21 protein-coding genes are annotated in these 20224 nt (G+C 65.6%); 8 read left to right on the top strand and 13 right to left on the bottom strand.

Going from position 1 to position 20224, the window contains the following annotated elements:
• Positions 1-3: 3 nt before the first annotated feature.
• The 9 genes from LQ232_RS02630 to LQ232_RS02590 all read right to left on the bottom strand — a co-directional run bounded on the left by LQ232_RS02630 (position 4) and on the right by LQ232_RS02590 (position 5775).
• The gene (locus LQ232_RS02630) at positions 4-471 is read right to left on the bottom strand and encodes a hypothetical protein (RefSeq protein WP_230178664.1); all 468 of its coding nucleotides are present in this window, start codon (positions 469-471) and stop codon (positions 4-6) included.
• Between the two features lie 46 nt (positions 472-517).
• Positions 518-1603, bottom strand: coding sequence for a phospholipase A (locus tag LQ232_RS02625; RefSeq protein ID WP_230178661.1), 1086 nt, complete (start codon positions 1601-1603; stop codon positions 518-520).
• Positions 1604-1614: 11 nt separating this feature from the next.
• The gene (locus tag LQ232_RS02620; RefSeq protein ID WP_230178659.1) at positions 1615-2145 is read right to left on the bottom strand and encodes a hemerythrin domain-containing protein; all 531 of its coding nucleotides are present in this window, start codon (positions 2143-2145) and stop codon (positions 1615-1617) included.
• A gap of 41 nt (positions 2146-2186) precedes the next feature.
• Positions 2187-2345: a DUF3309 domain-containing protein gene (locus tag LQ232_RS02615; protein WP_230178651.1), complete on the bottom strand. Its 159-nt coding sequence runs from the start codon at positions 2343-2345 to the stop codon at positions 2187-2189.
• An 11-nt stretch (positions 2346-2356) separates the two neighbouring features.
• Positions 2357-2575, bottom strand: a complete 219-nt coding sequence (locus LQ232_RS02610; protein ID WP_230179704.1) for a glycine zipper 2TM domain-containing protein — start codon at positions 2573-2575, stop codon at positions 2357-2359.
• Positions 2576-2662: 87 nt separating this feature from the next.
• Positions 2663-3283, bottom strand: coding sequence for a membrane integrity-associated transporter subunit PqiC (locus tag LQ232_RS02605; protein ID WP_230178648.1), 621 nt, complete (start codon positions 3281-3283; stop codon positions 2663-2665).
• The gene (locus tag LQ232_RS02600; protein WP_230178646.1) at positions 3280-4251 is read right to left on the bottom strand and encodes an MlaD family protein; all 972 of its coding nucleotides are present in this window, start codon (positions 4249-4251) and stop codon (positions 3280-3282) included. The genes LQ232_RS02605 and LQ232_RS02600 overlap by 4 nt, the downstream gene beginning before the upstream one ends.
• Positions 4248-4991, bottom strand: coding sequence for an ABC transporter ATP-binding protein (locus LQ232_RS02595; protein ID WP_230178644.1), 744 nt, complete (start codon positions 4989-4991; stop codon positions 4248-4250). Before LQ232_RS02595 ends, LQ232_RS02600 begins: the two co-directional genes overlap by 4 nt.
• A gap of 1 nt (position 4992) precedes the next feature.
• Entirely contained in the window at positions 4993-5775 is a 783-nt protein-coding gene (locus tag LQ232_RS02590) for an ABC transporter permease (RefSeq protein WP_230178642.1), read from the bottom strand.
• 182 nt (positions 5776-5957) lie between these two features.
• Here LQ232_RS02590 and LQ232_RS02585 point away from each other — a divergent pair, with 182 nt between their 5' ends.
• The 7 genes from LQ232_RS02585 (at position 5958) to LQ232_RS02555 (ending at position 13350) form a co-directional block, all read left to right on the top strand.
• A complete protein-coding gene (locus LQ232_RS02585) occupies positions 5958-6794 on the top strand; it encodes a porin family protein (RefSeq protein WP_230178640.1) in 837 nt (278 codons plus the stop codon).
• Positions 6795-6813: 19 nt separating this feature from the next.
• On the top strand, positions 6814-7260 hold the full coding sequence (locus tag LQ232_RS02580; protein WP_230178638.1) for a CHRD domain-containing protein: 447 nt from the start codon (positions 6814-6816) through the stop codon (positions 7258-7260).
• Positions 7257-9413: an acyl-CoA dehydrogenase gene (locus tag LQ232_RS02575; RefSeq protein WP_371820066.1), complete on the top strand. Its 2157-nt coding sequence runs from the start codon at positions 7257-7259 to the stop codon at positions 9411-9413. The genes LQ232_RS02580 and LQ232_RS02575 overlap by 4 nt, the downstream gene beginning before the upstream one ends.
• Before the next feature lie 95 nt (positions 9414-9508).
• Positions 9509-10732: an oxygenase MpaB family protein gene (locus LQ232_RS02570; protein ID WP_230178636.1), complete on the top strand. Its 1224-nt coding sequence runs from the start codon at positions 9509-9511 to the stop codon at positions 10730-10732.
• Between the two features lie 54 nt (positions 10733-10786).
• A complete protein-coding gene (locus LQ232_RS02565; RefSeq protein WP_230178633.1) occupies positions 10787-11338 on the top strand; it encodes a ProQ/FINO family protein in 552 nt (183 codons plus the stop codon).
• Positions 11339-11416: 78 nt separating this feature from the next.
• On the top strand, positions 11417-12085 hold the full coding sequence (locus tag LQ232_RS02560) for a c-type cytochrome (protein WP_230178631.1): 669 nt from the start codon (positions 11417-11419) through the stop codon (positions 12083-12085).
• A complete protein-coding gene (locus tag LQ232_RS02555) occupies positions 12082-13350 on the top strand; it encodes a cytochrome c (RefSeq protein ID WP_230178629.1) in 1269 nt (422 codons plus the stop codon). Before LQ232_RS02560 ends, LQ232_RS02555 begins: the two co-directional genes overlap by 4 nt.
• A 16-nt stretch (positions 13351-13366) precedes the next feature.
• Here the strand turns inward: LQ232_RS02555 and rocD are convergent, their stop codons facing one another.
• The gene (gene rocD, locus LQ232_RS02550; protein ID WP_230178628.1) at positions 13367-14590 is read right to left on the bottom strand and encodes an ornithine--oxo-acid transaminase; all 1224 of its coding nucleotides are present in this window, start codon (positions 14588-14590) and stop codon (positions 13367-13369) included.
• Between the two features lie 119 nt (positions 14591-14709).
• On the opposite strand from rocD, the gene LQ232_RS02545 reads away from it, so the two are divergent.
• A complete protein-coding gene (locus LQ232_RS02545) occupies positions 14710-16707 on the top strand; it encodes a S8 family serine peptidase (RefSeq protein WP_230178625.1) in 1998 nt (665 codons plus the stop codon).
• On the opposite strand, the gene LQ232_RS02540 is transcribed toward LQ232_RS02545, so the two are convergent.
• Genes LQ232_RS02540 through LQ232_RS02530 form a run of 3 tightly spaced genes read right to left on the bottom strand, consistent with a single transcriptional unit; the run spans position 16704 to position 20148 of the window.
• Positions 16704-17510: a hypothetical protein gene (locus LQ232_RS02540; protein WP_230178624.1), complete on the bottom strand. Its 807-nt coding sequence runs from the start codon at positions 17508-17510 to the stop codon at positions 16704-16706. The genes LQ232_RS02545 and LQ232_RS02540 overlap by 4 nt on opposite strands.
• Complete coding sequence (locus LQ232_RS02535) at positions 17507-18313, bottom strand: citryl-CoA lyase (RefSeq protein ID WP_230178622.1); 807 nt, start codon at positions 18311-18313, stop codon at positions 17507-17509. The genes LQ232_RS02540 and LQ232_RS02535 overlap by 4 nt, the downstream gene beginning before the upstream one ends.
• Entirely contained in the window at positions 18310-20148 is a 1839-nt protein-coding gene (locus LQ232_RS02530; protein WP_230178620.1) for a thiamine pyrophosphate-binding protein, read from the bottom strand. Before LQ232_RS02530 ends, LQ232_RS02535 begins: the two co-directional genes overlap by 4 nt.
• Between the last annotated feature and the right edge of the window lie 76 nt (positions 20149-20224).

The raw sequence follows: 20224 nt of genomic DNA, 5'->3' as shown, positions 1-20224 counted from the left end.
AGTCTAGGTCGAGTAAGACGCGTCGTCCACCTGAACGTCGTGCTCCAGGATGACCGCGCCCAGATGCCCCTCGGGCGGGCGGCCAAAGAAGGGGCCACCTGGTTCCGAGAACAAATACACATCTGACTGCAAGGCCCCGCAATGTGGGCAATGGTTGGTCAAACGGCTGACGCCATCGTCGCTGGGCACATCCACACGCAGGTTGGGCGCGAGCAGCAAGAGCGCATCGGTCAATTCGGTGGGTGGGTTGGAGATGCCGTACACATAGGTGCGGCTCTCGCCCGATTCACCCAGGTCGACCACATCGGCCGCGACCACGGCGTGCACCTGGGTCAGGGCATGGCACTTCCAGCAAGTGGCTGTGGAGGTGCGCATGTGGATGGGGGCCACCAGGCGCAAGGAGGCGGCATCCGCTGACTTGGGGGCCGCGCCTTGGCCGGAGTTTTTCTTCAGGCTATGGGGAGTGCTCATCCAATCGATCCCTTGAAGAGTGAAGACTCCACGCTAACACGTCTTCTCAGAATTTAAAGATGGTCAACCCCAGACTCAAGCTGGTCTGTTTGAAGTTGTAGTCCAGCAAGGTTTCGCCATAGCCCTGGAAGAGCTGGGCATACCAGCGCAATCCATCGGGCCGATCGCGGAACACCGGGTAGGAATAGTCAAACTGCACCGAGCCCTTGCCCGAGAACGAGGGCCGCCAGGCCACTGCCGCGGTGGACCGGCCAGGCGTCCACATCATCTGCAATTCGGCGCGCTTGAGGTAATCCTGGATGTCGGGGTTGTCGTCGCCCACCGAGTTGTCGGTCTTCAGCCGGTGCTCCAGCCGCAGATTGAACATCAGGTCGCGCCGCTCCAGGCCCACCTGGGCGTACACCCGGTTCCAGCTGCGTGACAGCGGGTCAGGCTGGCCATTGGATTGGTGGACGATGCCGGCCTGCGTCATGCGCCATTTCCAGCCCAGCGGCATGTTTTGCCAGGAGGCGGGCGTGGGCACCACGTAGATGACTTCAGGCTGGTAATCGGTGCTGCGGAATGGCGCCGATTGGTCGCGGTTCCACAGTTGCCACATCGACTGCTGCGTGTAGGCCACCCACAGGTCGGCCCCCGGCAGCAGGGCGTTCTCCCAGACCTTGCTGCGCAGAGAAACCTGGATCTTGGCCTCGCCATTTTGATAGCGGGGTAAGTTGCTGGCCTGGGCGCGGGTCGGGCTGCTGGGATTGCGGTTCACGCTCGCCATGCTGTGCAGCGGCATGAAAAAATTGGGGCGGTAGCTGGTGTAGTTGAAGGTGCCGCGCTTGTCGGCCTGGTCCAGCTCCCAGTAGCGGGACATGAAGCTGTTCTCGGACTGCTGGGTGGTGGCGGGCGTGGCGGCCTGGCTGACGGGCACGGCCTCGGGGGTGCCCGGCGTCGCAGCGGGTGACGCCGGCAAGGTCACCATGGCCTCGCGCCCGGCCAGCCTGTCATAGCAGGCGAGGCGGGCGCTGGCTTCCGGCAAGCCCAGGCATTCCTTCAGGTCAAGGGGGGCCTGGGCGAAGGCGGGGGCGACAAGCCCCACGCCAAAGGCCAACAGGGAAGAACGGAGGGTGTGGTGTTGGGTAGGCATGCGCGATTGGATCACGCTGCCACTTCGGCACCAAGCTCTGACATCAATTCTTCCTTGCGGGCGGCCAAGGCGTCGCCCAATTGGTGCAGGTCCAGGTGGGACCGCTTGACCTTGGGGAACAGCTCTTCTTCTTCCTCCGTGGCGTGGTGGTCGATGTACTCGCCCAGCACGGTCACCTTCGCGTCATACAGGTCTTCGGAGGGCTCCATGTCCTGGATCTGCGCGATCAGGTCCTTGGCGCTGGCATGCTCCACCACCGCTTCCTTCAGCAAGTCCTCGGCTTTGGTGGCCTCACCTGCGGCGGGATAGAAGATCTCTTCTTCGATCTTGGCGTGCACGGTCAGCAGCAAGCAGATGTGCTCGGCCAAAGCCTGCTTCTCTTCTTCGCTGCTGTCAGCCTTGACCAACTTCTCATAGTCCTTGAACAACTTCTTGACTTCCTTGTGGTCGGCGGTCAGCAGTTGCACGGCATCGGGCGTGGTTTTGGCTTTGGTCTTGGCGGCCGGAGTCTTGGCCGCGGTTTTTTTGGCGGTGGTTGGCATGTTGCTTCCTTGAGTTAATGATGGATGTCAGACAACGATGGTCAAAGTCGGCCCATCAGCATCAGCACGATCAGCACGACCAGGATCAAACCCAGGCCGCCACTTGGGCCGTAACCCCAGCTGCGGCTGTGTCCCCAAGCAGGGATGGCGCCAACGAGCATCAACAGCACAACGATCAACAGAATGGTTCCCAAGCTCATGATGGCTCTCCTTATTTCTTGATTTGATTGCCGATGACGCCGCCGACGGCAGCTCCACCGATGGTTCCACCAGCACTGCCGCCAGTGAGCACGGCGCCCGCCGCAGCGCCTACGCCTGCGCCAACGGCGGTGTTGCGGTCACGGGTCGACATGTCGCTGCAAGCGCCCAGGCCAACCAGCGCAAGCGCGGTGGTGACGGTGCACGCTAAGCGAACAGACTTCTGTCGCATGGGGTTCATGGCACTTCTCCTTGTTGGGGGTAACACCCTGTTGTTGGCAAACAGAGTGCCCAATCGGGCCATGCCACTAAATAAATGTCAGCGCACGGTGCTGGCCACGTCTTGCGCCACCTGATCAAGCAGCTGACTCATGGCGGCCGCCTGCCCCACGGGCGTGTCTGGCGACACCGGTGTGCTGGACGAGCCGCCGCCCACGTGAACCGGGGTGGGTGTGCTGCCGGGCCCCGTGATGCGCCAACTGATGTCCGCGCGCAATTGGCCGGCACTGCGCACGTAGTCGAGCGGTGCGATGTTGACGATCAACACTTGCCCGGTGGGCATGGAAGGGCAGTGCGAATCGCACACCGTCCAGCTCGGCAAAGCTTGCCGCAAAAGCAGAGCCAGCTGATTGGTCAGCCCCACCTCCAGGCGCTCGGCCCACGCGGTATTGGGCCATTCGGCCAGTGTGCTGTCGGCGTTTCGGTAACGCACGGCATCGGTCTGCAGGTACTCGGGAATGTTGACGCGGCGCAGCGTGAGGAAGCGGGGAGCCGAGGCCACCGAAGCGGGGGACGCGGGCACCTTGGACGCTGCGGCTGCGGGGGCTGGTGGCAAGGGCAGCGACAACAAGGTGGGCATGGGCGCGGTGCTGCACGCCCCCAGGCCCAGAGCCCACAAGATCAAACCCTGGGAGACGACAAGGCGGCGCAAAGTGGTCATGGTGATTTCTTCCCGAACAAAATGGTGTTGGGCTGGCGTTCCAGCTGGTCGGCAAATGAGCGCAGGCTGCGCGCTGCCAGCGACAAGTCCCGCACGGCCAGTTCGGCATCCGACCGCAAGGGCGAGCCCACGGCGCTCAGCTCCGCAAAATTGCCCATGGCCTGCTGTGCGGCCTGGGCCGCATCACGCGCGGCTTGCAAGGTTTGCTGGATTTCAGGCTGGGTTTGCAGCACCACATTGCGGGATGACTCGGACAGCTGCTCAACCGACACCAAGGTGGCCTTGGCCTGCACTTGCACATCCTGCAAAGCCTTGGCCCCCACCACCAGCGTCTGCTTGGCTTGCGTCGCGGCCGCACTGATTTCCTTGCCCGACAAGGCCACTGCTTGCTGGGTCACCTTCAAGGTCTGGTCCAACTGGTTGATGGTCCTGCGCACGTCCTGCACCAGGTCGGCCAGAGGCAGTTCGGAAACCTGGTCCAGCAAGGCATCGAGCTTGTCGCGCATGGCGGGGATCTCGGGCGCGCCGGCCGATCCATCGCCCAGCAGTACCACCGGGGTGTCGGGCTTGAAGTCCAGGTCGATGCCGGTCTGGCCTGTCACCACGCTCTGGATGATGAGCTTGGCGCGCAGGCCACGTTGAACCAGCTCAGGCAGGTTGCGAAAGCTGCCGGTTTTCTCGTCGCCCATCTTCAAGGTGTCGCTGCCCAAGGTCAGCCCCACCGGGATGCGCGTCACCAGGGATTTGGGATCCACCTCAATGCCGATGTTCAGCACCTCGCCAATCTTCACGCCTCGAAAGCTCACCGGCGCGCCGACGTACAGGCCCCGCACACTGCCTTGAAAGTAGACGATGGCCTTTTGCCGCTTGGAAAACAGGTCAGCGCCGCCCAGGGTCACGAGCCCGGCGACCATCAGGATCAAAGCCGCGACGACGAAACTGCCGACGAGCAAGGCATTGCGTTTCATAACTTCTCCCGGTGCAGGAACGCGTGCACGGTTGGATGGGTGGCCGTGTCCAGCAATTCGCTGGGCTTGCCATGGGCGATGGGTTTCTTGCTGTCGGCATCCAGGAAGATGCTGTCATCAGCGATGGCGAAGAGGCTGGGCAACTCGTGCGAGACCACCAGCACGGCCGCACCAGTGCGGTCCCGGATCTCCAGGATGAGGTCGTCCAGGCGCTTGGAGCTGATCGGGTCCAGGCCGGCGGAAGGCTCGTCCAGGAACAGCAGCCGAGGTTGCGCCGCGATGGCCCGCGCCAGGCCCGCGCGCTTTTTCATGCCGCCGCTGAGGTCGGCCGGGCTGTAATCGGCGAAGTCGGCCATCTCGACCCAGGACAGGGCCTCGCGGGCCCGCTCGATGCGTTCATCCTCGGCCAGGTCGGTGTGTTGTTCCAGGGGCATCAGCACGTTCTCCAGCACCGTCATGGACGACCACAAGGCCGCGCTTTGGAAAAGCACGCCAAAGCCGGAGCGCAGGGTGGTGCGTTCATCGTCCTGGCTTTTCCAATAGTCCTTGCCGTCGTACAGCACCTGCCCGTGGGCTGGTTCCAGCAAGCCGATCAGGTGCTTGAGCAAGGTGCTTTTGCCGCAGCCGCTGCCACCCATGATGGCGAAGATGGTACCGGGCTCGACCTCGAAAGACACCTCCTCCTGGATCAGCTTGTCGCCAAAGCGCATGGTCAGGTCTTGAACGCTGAGCAGGGCCATGTCAGATCCCCAAGGCGTTGGCGCAGACCGAGAACACGGCATCCAGCGCGATCACGCCCACGATGCCCGCCACCACCGCGCGGGTCGTGGCCTGGCCCACGCCGGCCGCATTGCGCTCGGCATGCAGGCCGTGGTAGCAACCCGCGATTGCCACCAGGATGCCAAAGGCAATGGCTTTGGAGAAACCCAGGCCCAGGTGCTGAAAACTCAGGGCGTCCAGGCTGCGGTCCAGGTAAGCGGCCGGGGCCAGGCTCAGCATGCTGGCCCCCACGCTGAAGCCCCCCACCAGGCCGGCCACGCAACCAAACACATACAGCAAGGGCATCACCAGCAGCAAGGCCAGGACACGCGGCACCACCAGGTGCTCCGTGGCATTCAGACCCAATACCTCCAGCGCGTCGATCTCTTCATTGGCCTGCATGGTGGCCAGCTCGGCCGCGAAGGCAGCGCCGGTGCGCCCCGCCATCACCACGGCTGTGATCACGGCGGCCATTTCGCGTGACACGGCAATGGCCACCAGGTCGGCCACGAAGATGCCCGCGCCAAACTTCACCAGTTGGACTGCGCCGACGAAAGCCAGGATGGCACCCACCAGCACATTGACCACCAGCACGATCAGCAAGGCACGGGCGCTGCAATCGGCCAGCACACGCGCCATGTCCTGGGACCGGAAACGCCAATGGTTGGGCATCCCCCGGGAGATCGCCAGGATCACCGATCCCAAAAAAGTGATGCCGCGAAAGATGCCTTGCAGCGGTGCGGTCCGAGGCCAACGAATCGTCATGTCTGCCGTTCTAACACGAGGCTGAGGCCCAACAGGGCAAGAACAGTGCCTGTCGGCTTTGCCCGACGCCAAGTCGCGCCAATGTCTGACAAGCCAAGGAGACAGTGCCTACGGCCCACGCCAGACCTCCTCTCCTAAAGTTTCATCCACCAACCAACCCTTCACACATCAGGAGAACCTCCATGCGCCATCGTTTGCTGAACTCCCGCCAATTGCGCACCGCTTCAACGTGGGCCGCAGTCGTCTTGGCCACCGCCAGTGCGCCTGCCATGGCGCTCGAGAACAGCATGCCCGTGATCGACCGGGTCGGGGTGTGGGTGGGCGGCTACAACGTGGACGCCGAAGGTGACCTGAGCCTGTCCTCTCTGGATGGCACCCAGACCACCGGCCAACAGCGCGTGATCGATGGCTCGGACGTGGTCAAGCGGGCCCGCGTGGACTGGCTGTTGTTTGACCGCCAGGGCTTCTCGGTGGACCTGTACCACTACAGCCAGAACAAGTCCCTGGGGGTGAGCGAGCCCTTCACCTACAACGGCCAGAGCTACTCCGCCTCGGCCCAGCTCAACACCAAGACCTCGTTCGACATCGGCAATTTCTCTTACCGCTGGTGGTTTGGTGGCGAGGACACCGTGGCCGGCGTGGGTGTGGGCGCGGCCTACTACAAGGTCAAATTGAACTACACCGCGTCAGCCACCGTGGGCGGACTGTCGCAGACCATCTCGGACGGCGAGAAGAAAGACGCCTGGGCCCCCTTGTTGACCCTGGGCCTGCGCCACCGGATCAGCGATCAGTTCAGGCTTTACGCCGACGTGTCGGGCTCCAAGAAGAACGGAGGCGAAACCTATGGTGACATCGTCAACGCTGGCGTGGGTCTGGAGTGGTTTCCCTGGCGCAATATCGGTCTGGGCGCTGAATACAATCACACCCGCATTCGCGTGAACTACAAGAATGACGATGCTTTGGCCAAACTTGATCTGAAGCTGAATGGCCCCGCCTTGTATCTGCGGATGCGTTTCTAACCATCAACAGGAGCTGAGCATGAACTTCCATTCCTTGACCATCAAGCGCTCGCTGCTGGCCGGCTTGTTCGCCGCCAGCCTGGCCCTGGTCCCGTCCATGTCCAACGCGGCCACCTTTACATCCAAGCTGTCCGGCGAGGCTGAGACGCCGCCTGTGACCACCATGGGCACCGGGACCCTGGAGGCCACGTACACGCCCGCCACCAAGGTCCTGAAATGGAAGGTCGTGTACTCCGGCTTGAGCGGCGCCGTGACGGCTGCACACTTCCATGGTCCGGCCATCCCTGGCCAGAGCGCGGGCGTGGCCCTGGGATTCAAGGGCAAGCTGGACAGCCCCATTGAAGGTGAAGCCACCCTCACCGAAGTACAGGCCGCCCAAGTGACGGCCGGCGAGTGGTACGTGAACCTGCACACCGCCGCCAACCCCAAGGGTGAGATCCGCGGCCAGTTGTTGGTCAAACCATGATGGGGTGGCTGGCATCAGCGATCGGACGGGCCGCCCTGCGGCCGTTCGCCCAGGCCCTGCCACCTTTGGGTGACACCGAACGCGCCGCTTTGGAAGCGGGCACGGTGGGCTTTGAAGGCCAGCTGTTCGCCGGCCGGCCTGACTTCAGCGCCTTGCTGGAAGTCAGGCCCCAACCCTTCACCAACGCCGAAAAGCGCTTCCTCGACCACGAGGTGCGCGAGTTGTGCGGCATGCTGGACGACCACGCCATCGACCAGGCCGGCGACATGCCGCCCGAGGTGTGGCGCTTCCTGCGCGAGAAGCGCTTTTTCGGCATGGTCATCCCGCCCGAATATGGCGGCCTGGGCTTTGGCCACCAGGCCCATGCCACCGTGGTCGCGCGAATTGCCACCGTCAACGTCGCCGCCGCAGTGACCGTGATGGTGCCCAACTCCCTGGGCCCGGGCGAATTGCTGTTGCGCTACGGCACGCTGGCCCAAAAGCAGCACTACCTGCCCCGGCTTGCAGATGGCCGCGACCTGCCCTGCTTTGGCTTGACCGCGCCTTCGGCTGGCTCTGATGCGGCCTCGATCCCTGACCGCGGCACGCTGGTCGAGCGCGAGATCAATGGACAGCGCGTGCGCGGCTTCCTGGTCAACTTCGACAAGCGCTACATCACCCTGGCACCCGTGGCCACTGTGGTCGGCCTGGCCTTCCATGCCTTTGACGACAAGCGGCCTGAAGGCCAGCGTGACCTGGGCATCACCTGCGCCTTGCTACCCGTGCCCACCGAAGGCATGGAGATCGGCCGGCGCCACCTGCCCATGGGCAGTGCCTTCATGAACGGCCCCATCCATGGCCACGAGGTGTTCGTGCCCATGGACAACATCATCGGGGGCGAGAAGCAGGTGGGCCAAGGCTGGCGCATGCTGATGGAGTGCCTGGCGGCCGGGCGCGCGATTTCGCTGCCGGCCCTGGGCAGCGCGATGCAGCAAGGTGCCCTGTTCGTGGCCAATGGCTATGGCCAGATCCGTGAGCAGTTCGGCCTGCCCATCGCGCGGTTTCATGCCGTTGCCGGCGTCATCGCCGAGATGTCGGCCGAACTGTATGCCACCGATGCCGCGCGCCACTACACCGCCGCCGCGCTCGACGAAGGCCAGCAACCCAGCGTGGCCAGCGCCATCCTCAAGGTCCATCTGACCGAAGCCGGCCGGCGTGCCGTCAACCATGGCATGGACATCCTGGGCGGCAAAGGCATCATCGCCGGGCCCTCCAACCTGCTGGGCATCGGCTACCGCCACGCACCCATCGCCATCACCGTGGAAGGCGCCAACCTCTTGACGCGGGCCCTGATCATCTTTGGCCAGGGCGCGGTGCGCTGCCACCCCCATGTGCTGGATGAGATGAAAGCCATCGAATCCCGTGACGAGCAGGCTTTGGGCCAAGCCCTGTGGGCGCACGTGCGCCACGTGGTCCGCAACCTGCGGCGCAGCTTGTTCGGCGCCTCGCTCACCGGCAAGCCGCCGGCCGACCTGAACACCGAAGCACAGATGATCACCCGACTCAGCGTGCAATACAGCTTCACGGCCGACTTGGCCATGGGGCTGCTGGGCGGTCAACTCAAGCGCATGGAGCTGCTGTCGGCGCGGCTGGGCGATGTGCTGGCCCACCTGTACATCGCCAGCGCCTGCTTGTGGCGCTACCAGGTGGATGGCCAGCCCGATTTGCTGCCCTTCGCCCAGGCCGGCATCCGCCAGCAGTTGAACCGCGCCGCCACCATCCTGCAAGACCTGCATGCCAACCTGCCATCGGCACCGGCCCGTTGGCTGGCCGGCTTGAGCTTGCGGGCCACCGGCCGGCTGCACCCCCTGCGCGATGAGCAACTGCTGGCCTTGGCCGAACTGCTGCGTACCCGCCGCGATCTCGTCAGCCGGTTGTGTCCGGACCTGAGCCTGCCCAAACAGGGTGGGCAGTTCGACCTGGTCGAGGCCCTGTCCTTGAGCGCCCAACTGGGTGAAGACACCGGCGCCTTGAACAAGGTGCTGCGCCGCACCCAATCGATGGAAACAGCCTCGCAAAGCGCCCGCAATCCCTCCTTGGCATTGCGTTACCTGCAAGCCGCCGACCGTGTGATCAGGGTCGACGATGTCGCGCACGACCACGAAACGGCCTGAACCCAGGGCATACCCGAAGCCCCCAAATGGGTGAACCTTGCTGAAGTCACGCCCAAGCCATCAAATGGCGGGCGGCCATGGTGCAAGATCGGCCCATGACCGCCCCCGCCTCCGCCTTGCCATCACCGCCCCACCGCCATGGCGCTGATCTGGCCACCACCCGCCGGATCGCCAGCCGCTTGCGCCTGATGATTCGTGGCAATCCGGAGCCCACGCCAACGCAATGGGCCCGGCTGGGGGCGGCACTGTGGCGCGGTGACCCGCTGGCCGACGACGTGGCCCACTGGCTGCAACAAGTGGGCATGGCCGTCGGCCGCCCCATGCTGGAACGCGCGATCGAGCATGGCCTGGACGCCGCGCCCGATGCCCCCCCGGCGCTGTGCCGCTTCATCCAGGCCGTCGAGCAAACCCCCGACTGGGTCGACCCCGCCCAATTGGCCCGCGGCGCGCGCTTCATCCAAAGCACCGGCCAACACGGCATGCTGGTCCTGCGCGACGCAGGCCTGATGGCTGGCTACCAGGCCTCGGCCATCAACAAGACCTTGGTGATGACCGGCTCGCTCCAGCGCGGCGCGCAACGCCGCCTGGCCGAGACCTCGTCGTGGTGGATGGACTGCACCACCGATGGCGGCATGGGCCGCCACAGCGCCGGCTTCAAGACCACCTTGCGGGTGCGCGCCATGCACGCCCTGGTGCGCCAGAACCTGCTGCGCCGGCCTGACTGGGATTCGGCCGCGCACGGCCTGCCCATCAACCAGGTCGACATGCAGGCCACTTACCTGGGCTTCAGCGCCGTCCACCTGATCGCCTTGCGGATCACCGGCGTGGTCGTCAGCCGGGCCGATGGCCTGGCCATGATGCACCTGTGGCGCTACATCGGCTGGCTGATGGGCGTCGAAGAAGACCTGTTGTCCGAGACCGAGATGCAGGGCCGCATTTCGCTGTACCAGAACGTCATCAGCCAGGCCCCCCCGGACGAAAGCAGCGCTGCCCTGGGCCGCGCCCTGATGGACGAGCCCTTGAACCGCCACTACCCCTGGGGTGGTGCCTTGCGCGGCCGGTTCAACCGCGCCCGGCACCTCAGCATGCTGCGCCTGTTCGTGGGGCGAGAAGGCATGCAGCACCTGGGCCTGCCCCCCGCCCTGCCCTGGCACCCGGTGCTGACCACTTTGCCGCGCTTGCTCTGGACGGGTCTGCACCACCTGGTGCCCGGCGGCCAGGCTCGCCTGGTGCGCGAGGGCCGTGCCAACCAGGTGCGCTACATGCCCATCGTGTTCGGCAAACACCCCCCCGTGGTGGCCCAACACGTGGCACCGTAGAAGCGGGCACAATTGCGCCCTCTGACCCTTTTGATCTCGATCGCCCCAGTTTCCATGTCCTCGACGCCCACCTCTCCTTCGCCGACCCCAGATGCCATGACGCCGGCCGCCTGCGCCACGCAACTTCGGCAGCTGTTCCCGGCCCTGTTTGACGGCGCGCCCAAGCCTTTGAAACTGCGCATCCAGGCCGACATCCAGGAGCGCGCCCCCGGCGTGTTCACCAAGCAGGTGCTGTCGGCCTTCCTGCGCCGCCACACCGGCAACCACGCCTACCTGGTCGCCCTCAGCAAAGCCACCCACCGCTTCGACCTGGACGGCCAACCCGGCGACGAGATCAGCGAAGAGCACCGCAAGGCCGCGCTCGAAGAACTGGGCCGCCGGCGCGCCAACCACGAAGCCAAGATCGAGCTCGAACACCAGCAGCGCCGCAACCGCGCCACGCTGCTGCGCGACTTCCAGACCACCACCCTGACGCCGGCCAATTTCTGCGCCTTGAAAGGCGTGCCGGTTGAAGAGCTTGACCACCTGCTGGAGCTGGCCCGCAAGGAAGCCCAGGAAGCGCCACCCCAAGACCGCCGCCCTCGCCCGCCGCAACGCCGCCGCTGAGACATCTTGCCCACTGCCATTTCGATTGAAACCGCAGTAGATTCAGGGATGCGTTCCCACTTGCTTGTTGGACTAATCATGGCGGCTGGCCTGGCCAGCTCGCTGCACGCCGCTCCCAAGGTTGAGGACAGCATCGCACAGCGGGTGCAAGCATGCACCGTGTGTCATGGCCCCCAAGGCCGCGCGGCCAGCGATGGCTATTACCCGCGCATTGCGGGCAAGCCCGCCGGCTACCTGTACAACCAGCTGCGCAACTTCCGCGAAGGCCGGCGCCAATACGCGCTGATGACCCATCTGCTGGACCCGCTGTCCGACGAGTACCTGCACGAGATTGCGAACTACTTTGCCACGCTCGACTTGCCCTATCCCGCGCAGCGGCCCGCCGCGCCCAACGCGGGTGCGCAACTGCAGCGCGGCCAAGAGCTGGTGATGCGGGGCGATGCCCAGCGCAAGATCCCCGCCTGCATTCAATGCCATGGCGCCGCCCTGACCGGCGTTCAACCCGCCATCCCCGGCTTGCTGGGCGTGCCACGCGACTACATCAATGCCCAATTGGGCTCCTGGCAAAACGGCAACCGCCAGGCCAAGTCACCCGATTGCATGGCCACCATCGCGCAACGCCTGCAGCCAGAAGACATCGCCGCCGTGGCCCAATGGATCTCGGCGCAACCCGTGCCTGAACATGCCAAGCCCGTGGCCACCTTGCCCGGTCGTTTGCCCCTGCCCTGCGGCGGCGTGACGCCATGAAGCGCGCCCTCGCCGCCTTGCTGTGCCTTGGCTTGGCCCTGGCCGCCGCCATCTACGCCTTGAACGTGCGTGGCGAAGACCCGATCTCGGCCGGCCCGCCAGGCCCCGCCAGCGCGCAACTCATCGCCAGTGGCGCCTACCTGGCCCGCACCGGCAACTGCATGGCCTGCCACACCGCACGCGGTGGCGCCCCCTACGCTGGCGGCCTGGGCATCCAGACGCCGTTCGGCACCGTCTTCACCTCCAACCTCACGCCCGATGCGCAAACCGGCATCGGCGCGTGGTCGTCGTCGGAGTTCTGGCGTGCCATGCACAACGGCCGCTCGCGCGATGGCCGTCTGCTGTACCCCGCTTTTCCCTACCCCAACTACACCCACGTCACCCGGGCTGATTCGGACGCGATCTTTGCCTATTTGCAAAGCCTGCCCGCCGTGGCCCAGGCCAACCGGCCCCACGAGCTGCGCTTTCCCTACAACTCCACGCTGGCCCTGGCCGCGTGGCGCGCCTTGTTCTTCAAGCCCGGCCAGTTCGAACCCGACACCCGGCAGTCGGCCGACTGGAACCGCGGCGCCTACCTGGTTCAGGGCCTGGGCCATTGCAACGCCTGCCATGCCAGCCGCAATGCGCTGGGGGCCACGAGCGGCACCCTGGACCTGAGCGGCGGCCTGATCCCGGTGCAGAACTGGTACGCCCCTTCGTTGACCTCGCGGCACGAAGCAGGGGTGGCCGAATGGCGTCTGGCCGACATCATCGAACTGCTCAAGAGCGGCGTGTCGGCGCAAGGCACCGTGGTGGGGCCCATGGCCGAGGTGGTGCTCAACAGCACGCAACACTGGACCGACGCCGACCTGCTCGCCATGGCCACCTACCTGAAGGCCCTGCCCCCCAGCCAGGATGTGCGCGAGCCCCCCAACATCCCGCCGCCGCTGCCCGACAGCCGAGGCGCCAAGCTCTACAAGGTGCATTGCGCGCAGTGCCACGGTGAGCAAGGCGAGGGTGTGCCCAAGGCCTACCCGGCACTGGCCGGCAACCGAACGGTGACCATGGCCTCTTCTGCCAACCTGGTGCGCATGGTGCTGGCTGGCGGCTTCGCCCCGTCAACCGCGGGCAACCCGCGCCCTTACGGCATGCCACCCTTCGCCACCGTGTTCAGCAACGACGACACGGCGGCCGTGGTGTCCTACATCCGCAGCGCCTGGGGCAACCAAGCCCAGGCGGTCTCCACCCTGGACGTGATCCAGTTGCGCAACGGCCTGCAGTACTGAGTCAACTTGAACGGCCTCACCGAGGCGGCGCGGCCGACAGCACCACGTCGATGACGGTGTCCAGGGCCCGCCGCAATTGCTTTTTCCTGATGATGAGCGGCGGTGCCAGCCGGATGACCACCTCGTGGGTGTCCTTGGTCAGCACACCCCGCTCTTTCAAGGCGTCAACCAGGCCACGCGCGCCCACCTCGGGCGCCACTTCGATGCCCATCATCAGGCCTTGCCCCCGGATGTCTCGCACGATGGGGCTCTGACCCAAGGCATCCTTCAGGTGGGCCAAGGCCCAATCACCCAGCCGGGCCACCCGGTCGATGAACTCGGGCTCGCTCAACAGCGTCAAGGCCGTCCTGCTGACGGCCGCCGCGATGGCATTGCCGCCGAAAGTCGAACCATGGTCACCGGGGCGCAGCACCCCCAGCACCTCGGCGCTGCCCACCACGGCCGACACCGGGTACACACCACCCCCCAGGGCCTTGCCCAGGATCAGCAGGTCCGGGTCCAGGTCATTGTGCTGAAAACAGAACAGGCGCCCGGTGCGCGACAGGCCGCACTGGATCTCATCCACGACGAACAGCACGCGGTGCTGCCGGCACAACTCGCGGGCACGCTTGAGGTAGCCCGGCGGTGGCAGCCGGATGCCCGCCTCGCCCTGGATGGGTTCGACAATGAAAGCCGCCGTGCGCGGTGTGATGGCCTGGGCCAGGGCGTCGATGTCGCCAAAGGCCACCGTTTTGAAGCCAGGCAGGTAGGGGCCGAAGTTCTCGCGGTATTGCGCCTCTGTGGACAAGCTCACCAGCGCCAGCGTGCGCCCGTGGAAGTTGCCCTCGCACCCAATGATCTCCACGCGATCACGCGGGATGCCCTTGACCGTCTCACCCCATTTGCGCGCCAGTTTCAAGGCCGTTTCCACAGCCTCGGCGCCGGTGTTCATGGGCAGGGCCTTGTCCATGCCGGCCAGGGCGGTGAGCTGGTCCAGCCACGGGGGCAACTGGTCGTTGTAGAAGGCCCGGCTGGTCACGTCCAGCTGCCTGGCCTGGCGGGCCAGGGCCTTGAGCACTTTGGGGTGGCTGTGCCCCAGCGAGGCGGTTGAATAGGCGCTCATCATGTCGGTGTAGCGGCGCCCCGCCACATCCCACAGGTGGATGCCTTTGGCGCGGTGCAGCACCACATCGATGGGGCGGTAGTTGTGCGCCCCGCGCGCCAGGTCCAGGTCAATCAGTTGCTGGCTTTTCGTGCTCACGGTTCGACTCCTGTCGTTGCAGGTTTTGTGCCCAGTGTGGCCCCTTTGGCCCGGAAATAGGCTCGGATCAGCACCCGAATGCGCCCTTTGTGTGCACTCTTGATCCGTAAACTGAATCGATGAGCTTCCTGCGCCGCCTTGCCTTGCCTGCTGTCATCGCCTTGCTGGTGACAGTGCCCGCCTCCCTGGCCCTGGCGGCCGACGATGGCGCCCGCGTGATTGTGAAATTCAAGGCCGGCTCCACGCTCATGCGCGCGCAGGCCCAGTCCGCCACGCCGCAGCGGGCGGAGCATGCCGCCTCCTTGGGCCAGCGCATTGGCCGCAGCCTGCGCGATGGCCCTGGTTTGAGCAGCCGAACCCAGGTCGTGCTCGCCGATGGCCTCAGTTCGGCGCAATTGGCTGCCCGGCTCGCGCAAGAGTCCGATGTTGAATATGCCGTGGTTGACCACAAGCGATTTCGGCTGACCGCGCCCAATGACCCCCTGTATGGCGACAGCTTGTCGGGCTTCACGCCCACGGCCGGCCAGTGGTACCTGCGCGCACCCACTGGCACCCTGCAGTCACCGATCAACGTGGAGCCTGCCTGGGCCATCACGCCTGGCAACAGCAGCGTGGTGGTGGCCGTGCTGGACACCGGCATCCGCTACGACCACCCCGACCTGACTGCCAACCTGCTGCCGGGCTACGACATGGTCACCAACGTGGGCATGGCCAACGACGGCAATGGCCGCGATGCCGATGCCTCTGACCCGGGCGACTGGATCACCTATGCAGAAACAACGGGCAGTGGCCAATTTGCCGGCTGCGGCCGCGATGGCAGCAACAACCTGGCGGCCGAGAACAGCACCTGGCACGGCACGCAGACAGCCGGCCTCATCGGGGCGCTCACCAACAATGCCACCGGCATGGCCAGCGTGGGCCGCAATGTGCGCGTCTTGCCCGTGCGGGTGCTGGGCAAGTGCGGTGGTTACGACTCCGACATCATGGCCGGCATGCTCTGGGCCGCCGGCATCGGTGTGTCGGGCGCGCCCGCCAACCCCAACCCGGCCAAGGTCATCAACCTGAGCTTGGGCGGTGGCGGTGCCTGTACCCAGGCTTACCTCGACACGCTCGGCCAATTGGCCAACCTGGGCGTGACGGTGGTGGCCTCGGCGGGCAACAGCGGCCTGGGCGTCACGGTGCCGGCCAACTGCCCTGGTGTCATCGGTGTGGCCGGACTGCGGCACGCGGGAACCAAAGTCGGCTACTCCGACCTGGGGCCCGAGATCACCATCAGCGCACCGGCCGGCAACTGCGTCAACACCTTGTCGAACCAGCCCTGCCTGTACCCGATCCTGACGACCAGCAACGCAGGCACGACCACCCCGATCACGGCCAGCGCCATCTACACCAACAGTTACTACACCTCACTGGGCACCAGTTTCTCCGCGCCCTTGGTGTCGGGCACGATTGGCCTGATGCTGTCGGCCAACCCCGCGCTCACGCCAACGGCCATCCGCGCCATCCTGATGGGTTCGGCCCGCGCGTTTCCCACCACGGGCGGTGACAACGGTGATGGCGGCAGCAGCACGGTGCCGCGTTGCGCCGCACCCTCGTCTACCGAGCAGGCCCAGTGCTATTGCACCACCGCCACCTGTGGCGCGGGCATGCTGGACGCGGGCGCCGCCTTGGCCGCGATCAACGCCGGCCTGCAAGCTCAGATCGATTTTTCCAAAACAGGTGCGGCGCCCGCCCAGCCCTTGACGCTCAGCGCCACCAACTCCTGGGTGGCCAGCGGCCGCAGCATCGCGTCCTACCAATGGACCTTGGTGGATGGCGGCGGCATCGTCACGCCACTCACGTCGTCCACGGGCAGCAGCATCTCGGTCACACCCAGCGCACTGGGCCGCTTCACGGTGAGCCTCACCATCACCGACGACCTGAACGCCACATCCACCACATCGCAGACCATCGACGTGGTCACGCCCACGGCCACCGCCGCCTTGTCCACCGGCAGCGGGGGTGGGGGTGGTGGCGGCGCCCTGGATGACGACACCTTGCTCGGTCTGTTGGCGGCACTCATCGCCGCATTGGCTCTGACCACACGAGCCGGCCCTCGGGCCCCGCGGCAAGACTAAGCCGGCCAAGTCCGGCGGGCCACGCCCTCGTAGCAAACATCGGCGCACGAAGTCGGGAACAAGGTGCCAGGCGGTTTTTCAACCGCCTCGACATAGCAAGGCTGCATGCCCGCCAGGAACACTGGAAAGTACAGCAGGTTGTAGTCCCGGGGCGAAAAGCCAAAGTCCGCGCCAAAGGCCGACACCAGCGCGCCAAAATTCATGCTCAGCGGCTTGCCCGCCGAGGCCAGGTAGCGCTCCACCTCAAAGGCCAAAGTGACATGCGGTCCATCGCCCACGCCCAGCTTGCGGGCCAGGGCCATGGTCGGCTCGATGCGCTCATCACGCGAGGCCAGGGGGCGGCCATAACCGGCCAGTTTGCCCTGGTGCTGCAAGTGCCGGTCGATGCACTCACCCAAGGTCGAACCCGCCTGCATTTCATCGTGCGTGCGCTTGAAAAAAGCCAAGGCCTTGAACTCATTGCGCCGCCCGTAGATGGTGGCCTCGGACACCGCTTGCGCGGCGCTCATGGCCAGGACCGGCGTGGTGCGGGTCGTGCCGCCCAGCCCGGCCACGCGGTTGTTCCAGATCCGCGCGTCGGGGTAGCTGGTCCAGACCCAGATGGCCTCCAGCACCTGCAACTGCTCGGGCCGCAGGCGCCGCCCATTGATGCCGAAAGCGCACAGGTCAAACCAACCCATGTTCTCTTCAAAGCCGGTGTGCAGGTCGTGGCCACGGAACACCGCTCGCTGGCCGGGGAAGGCCGCGCCCACCTTGGTGGTCAACTTGCCCGCGGCTTGTCGCAAACGTTCAGGCCCGTTCATGCGGCCTCCTGGCTGGTGGGGTGCGCCGGGTCGTCCTGCAGCTCCACGGGGTAAAAGGGAAACCGCTTGAAACCATAACGCCATTGCTCCAGGGCATGCACCGCCGAACCCGGCAGGCGCAACAGCAGGTGGAGCATCTCGCCCTCTTCGGGGCCAAAGCCCAGGTCCACCAAAGCGGCCGCGGCCACACCGGTCATGCTCAAAGGCAAGCCAGCCGCCGCCTCCAGCTCGGCCAGGTGCTGGCTCAACCAGGGCAGGCAAGCGCCCGTGCTCAAAGAGGCCAGCGCCGCCAAGGTCTGCATCACCACCGTGGGTGTGCGCAAGCCATTGGGGTCGAAGCCCGCAGGATGCTCTTGCACCGGCCACACGTCATCAGGCAGCACAGGCGGCTGGGCGATGCGCCGCTGCCAGGCGCTCAAGGCGGTGCCGCAATCGGCCCAGTCGCGCATGGCCAGGAACACCTCGCGCGCGCCCCCGCTCTGTCCCGCACCCACGGCCAGGGCCGCGATCAGGCTGGCCGCGGCAGTCGATCCACCCACACCGCCACACATGGCCGCGTGCACCGCCGGATCACGCGGCCCCGGATTGGCCAGAGCCACCGCCAGCGCATCGAACAACTGGGCTTGCCGGGCCGATGGTGCCTCGCCACGGAACAGCAGGTAGACCATGTCGGCCCAGCGCGCCCGGCCCAGCATCTGGCCATACACGTCGTAGCCGTGGCAATGGGCCGCGCGGGTCGCGAAGGGGTTGTCGGCCTCGGGCTCTTCCAGCCAAATCCGAGTGTGGATGGGCGAGACGCTCATGGGGCGGTGTCCAGTGTCTGCATGCGCAAGCCCATGGGTGGCACCTCTTCGGGATCGATGCGCACGTCCAGCAAGGTGGGGCCCTTGCGGTTCAGGATCTGCCCCATGTCCAGGTCATTGAAGTCTTGGGGCGATCGGATCACATGGCCCACGATGCCCATGGATTGCGCCATCAAGCTGAAATCGACCTGTGGCAATTCAAAGGCGATCTGCTCGGCGCCCGCCAGGCGCTGCCCGTGCTTGACCATGCCCAGCGCCGCATCGTTGAGCACCACGAAGATCACGGTCAGCTGCTCCTGCGCCGCCACCGTGATCTCCTGGCCGTTCATCAGGTAGCTGCCATCGCCGGTGATGCACACCACCGGGTAATCGGGGTTGCCCCGCGCGATGCCCACGGCCGCCCCAATGGCCCAGCCCATCGGGGCAAAGTCCATCAACACACGCAACCAGCCAGCGTGGTCCATCCGGCGCTCACCACGGCGCGAGGGCGAGTGCATGGTGGGCGAGTTGGCCGCGGGCATCGTCATGCCGGGGACGAGGCCCATGCGGCGGTTGCGCAGCTCCAGGTAGTGGATGGACCAGGCCGTGCTGTTGCCCGCATCGGCGATGAATCGGGTGGTGGGTGGAAAGCGATTCGACAGCTCGGTCATCAAACGCTGCGGCTTGATGGGCGAGCTCATGTCTTCGCGCTTGTCAGGCGCCCGCACCACAACCTCGGCCAGGTCGGTGTGGGCGCGCGAGGGCTTCCAGGGCAGGCCCAATGCGGCCTGCTCGATGTGCATCACGTCCAGCAAGCGCTCGAACACCGAGCGAATTCGGCCACGCACATGCTGCTGCGCCATCGGCGAGCGCATCAAGTGCTCATCGTTCGAGTCGATGTGAACCAGGTGGTGGTTCAACACGCTGGTGCTCCAGGCGCCGCTGGTCCACTCACCCAGGCTGGTGCCCACGGCCAAGGTCAGGCTGACCCCGTCGCTCAAAGCCTGGTGCGCCGACTGGTGCCCGGCAAAACCGAACACGCCCCGGTACAGGTAATGGTGCGGGTTGATCAAGCCCTTGGCATCGGGCGTGGTCACGAAGCATGAATCGGTCAACTCGGCGAAATGCATGATCGCGTCGATGGCCTCGCCGCAACCGCCGCCCACGATCAGCACCGTCTTGCGGCTGCGTTGAACCGCCTCGAACAAGGTGTGGATCGCGTCCTCATCGATCAAGGACGGCTTGACCAACAAACGCTTGAGGTGCTCGGGCGACAGGCGCTGCTCGACCTGGCTGCGCAGCAAGTCCACAGGGATCGACAAATGCACCGGCCCATGCGGGGGCTGAGAGGCGCGGATCAAGGCGCTCACCAGCTTGTTCTCCAACTGGTCCACGTGCGAAATCAAGGTGTTGTAGCGGGTGCAGTGCTGAAGCATGCCCACGGTGTTGACCCCAGTGCAAGACGACTCCTGCAGCGCGCGCTTGCCAAACAAGGGCAGCGACGGTTGGCCCGTGATCGCCAGCAAAGGCACACTGTTGTCAAAAGCACACGCGATGCCGGTCAACAGGTTGGTCGCGCCGGGACCCGATGTCGCGCAACACACCCCCAGGCGCCCGGTTTCGCGGGCGTAGCCATCGGCCATGAACGCCGCACCGGCTTCATGCCGGGCCAGCACCGGCCTGGGCCCACCGCGCCGGCTACTGACGGCCAGCGCGTTGTACAAAGGTTCGATGGCGCCACCTGGGACGCCAAATACATACTCTACGCCCAGGGCCTCCAGGTAAGAGACGATGAGGCTGGCCGCCTCGACAGACGTGGACGGATCCGCACTGGATACAACTGCTGATAAGGTCACGGTGTTAGTCCAAACCACGCCAACCCGGAGTCCAAACACTGAAAGCGGCGGCGTGTAACAAAATGATACTTAGCCT

The sequence above is a fragment of the Aquabacterium sp. CECT 9606 genome (genome assembly GCF_918741295.1).
GTDB lineage: Bacteria > Pseudomonadota > Gammaproteobacteria > Burkholderiales > Burkholderiaceae_C > Aquabacterium.
This window is presented reverse-complemented; position numbering and strand designations above follow the sequence as displayed.

Coding starts and splice junctions, on each gene's coding strand:
- LQ232_RS02630 (WP_230178664.1), bottom strand. CDS start 471: ATGAGCACTCCCCATAGCCTGAAGAAAAACTCCGGCCAAGGCGCGGCC.
- LQ232_RS02625 (WP_230178661.1), bottom strand. CDS start 1,603: ATGCCTACCCAACACCACACCCTCCGTTCTTCCCTGTTGGCCTTTGGC.
- LQ232_RS02620 (WP_230178659.1), bottom strand. CDS start 2,145: ATGCCAACCACCGCCAAAAAAACCGCGGCCAAGACTCCGGCCGCCAAG.
- LQ232_RS02615 (WP_230178651.1), bottom strand. CDS start 2,345: ATGAGCTTGGGAACCATTCTGTTGATCGTTGTGCTGTTGATGCTCGTT.
- LQ232_RS02610 (WP_230179704.1), bottom strand. CDS start 2,575: ATGCGACAGAAGTCTGTTCGCTTAGCGTGCACCGTCACCACCGCGCTT.
- LQ232_RS02605 (WP_230178648.1), bottom strand. CDS start 3,283: ATGACCACTTTGCGCCGCCTTGTCGTCTCCCAGGGTTTGATCTTGTGG.
- LQ232_RS02600 (WP_230178646.1), bottom strand. CDS start 4,251: ATGAAACGCAATGCCTTGCTCGTCGGCAGTTTCGTCGTCGCGGCTTTG.
- LQ232_RS02595 (WP_230178644.1), bottom strand. CDS start 4,991: ATGGCCCTGCTCAGCGTTCAAGACCTGACCATGCGCTTTGGCGACAAG.
- LQ232_RS02590 (WP_230178642.1), bottom strand. CDS start 5,775: ATGACGATTCGTTGGCCTCGGACCGCACCGCTGCAAGGCATCTTTCGC.
- LQ232_RS02585 (WP_230178640.1), top strand. CDS start 5,958: ATGCGCCATCGTTTGCTGAACTCCCGCCAATTGCGCACCGCTTCAACG.
- LQ232_RS02580 (WP_230178638.1), top strand. CDS start 6,814: ATGAACTTCCATTCCTTGACCATCAAGCGCTCGCTGCTGGCCGGCTTG.
- LQ232_RS02575 (WP_371820066.1), top strand. CDS start 7,257: ATGATGGGGTGGCTGGCATCAGCGATCGGACGGGCCGCCCTGCGGCCG.
- LQ232_RS02570 (WP_230178636.1), top strand. CDS start 9,509: ATGACCGCCCCCGCCTCCGCCTTGCCATCACCGCCCCACCGCCATGGC.
- LQ232_RS02565 (WP_230178633.1), top strand. CDS start 10,787: ATGTCCTCGACGCCCACCTCTCCTTCGCCGACCCCAGATGCCATGACG.
- LQ232_RS02560 (WP_230178631.1), top strand. CDS start 11,417: ATGGCGGCTGGCCTGGCCAGCTCGCTGCACGCCGCTCCCAAGGTTGAG.
- LQ232_RS02555 (WP_230178629.1), top strand. CDS start 12,082: ATGAAGCGCGCCCTCGCCGCCTTGCTGTGCCTTGGCTTGGCCCTGGCC.
- LQ232_RS02545 (WP_230178625.1), top strand. CDS start 14,710: ATGAGCTTCCTGCGCCGCCTTGCCTTGCCTGCTGTCATCGCCTTGCTG.
- LQ232_RS02540 (WP_230178624.1), bottom strand. CDS start 17,510: ATGAACGGGCCTGAACGTTTGCGACAAGCCGCGGGCAAGTTGACCACC.
- LQ232_RS02535 (WP_230178622.1), bottom strand. CDS start 18,313: ATGAGCGTCTCGCCCATCCACACTCGGATTTGGCTGGAAGAGCCCGAG.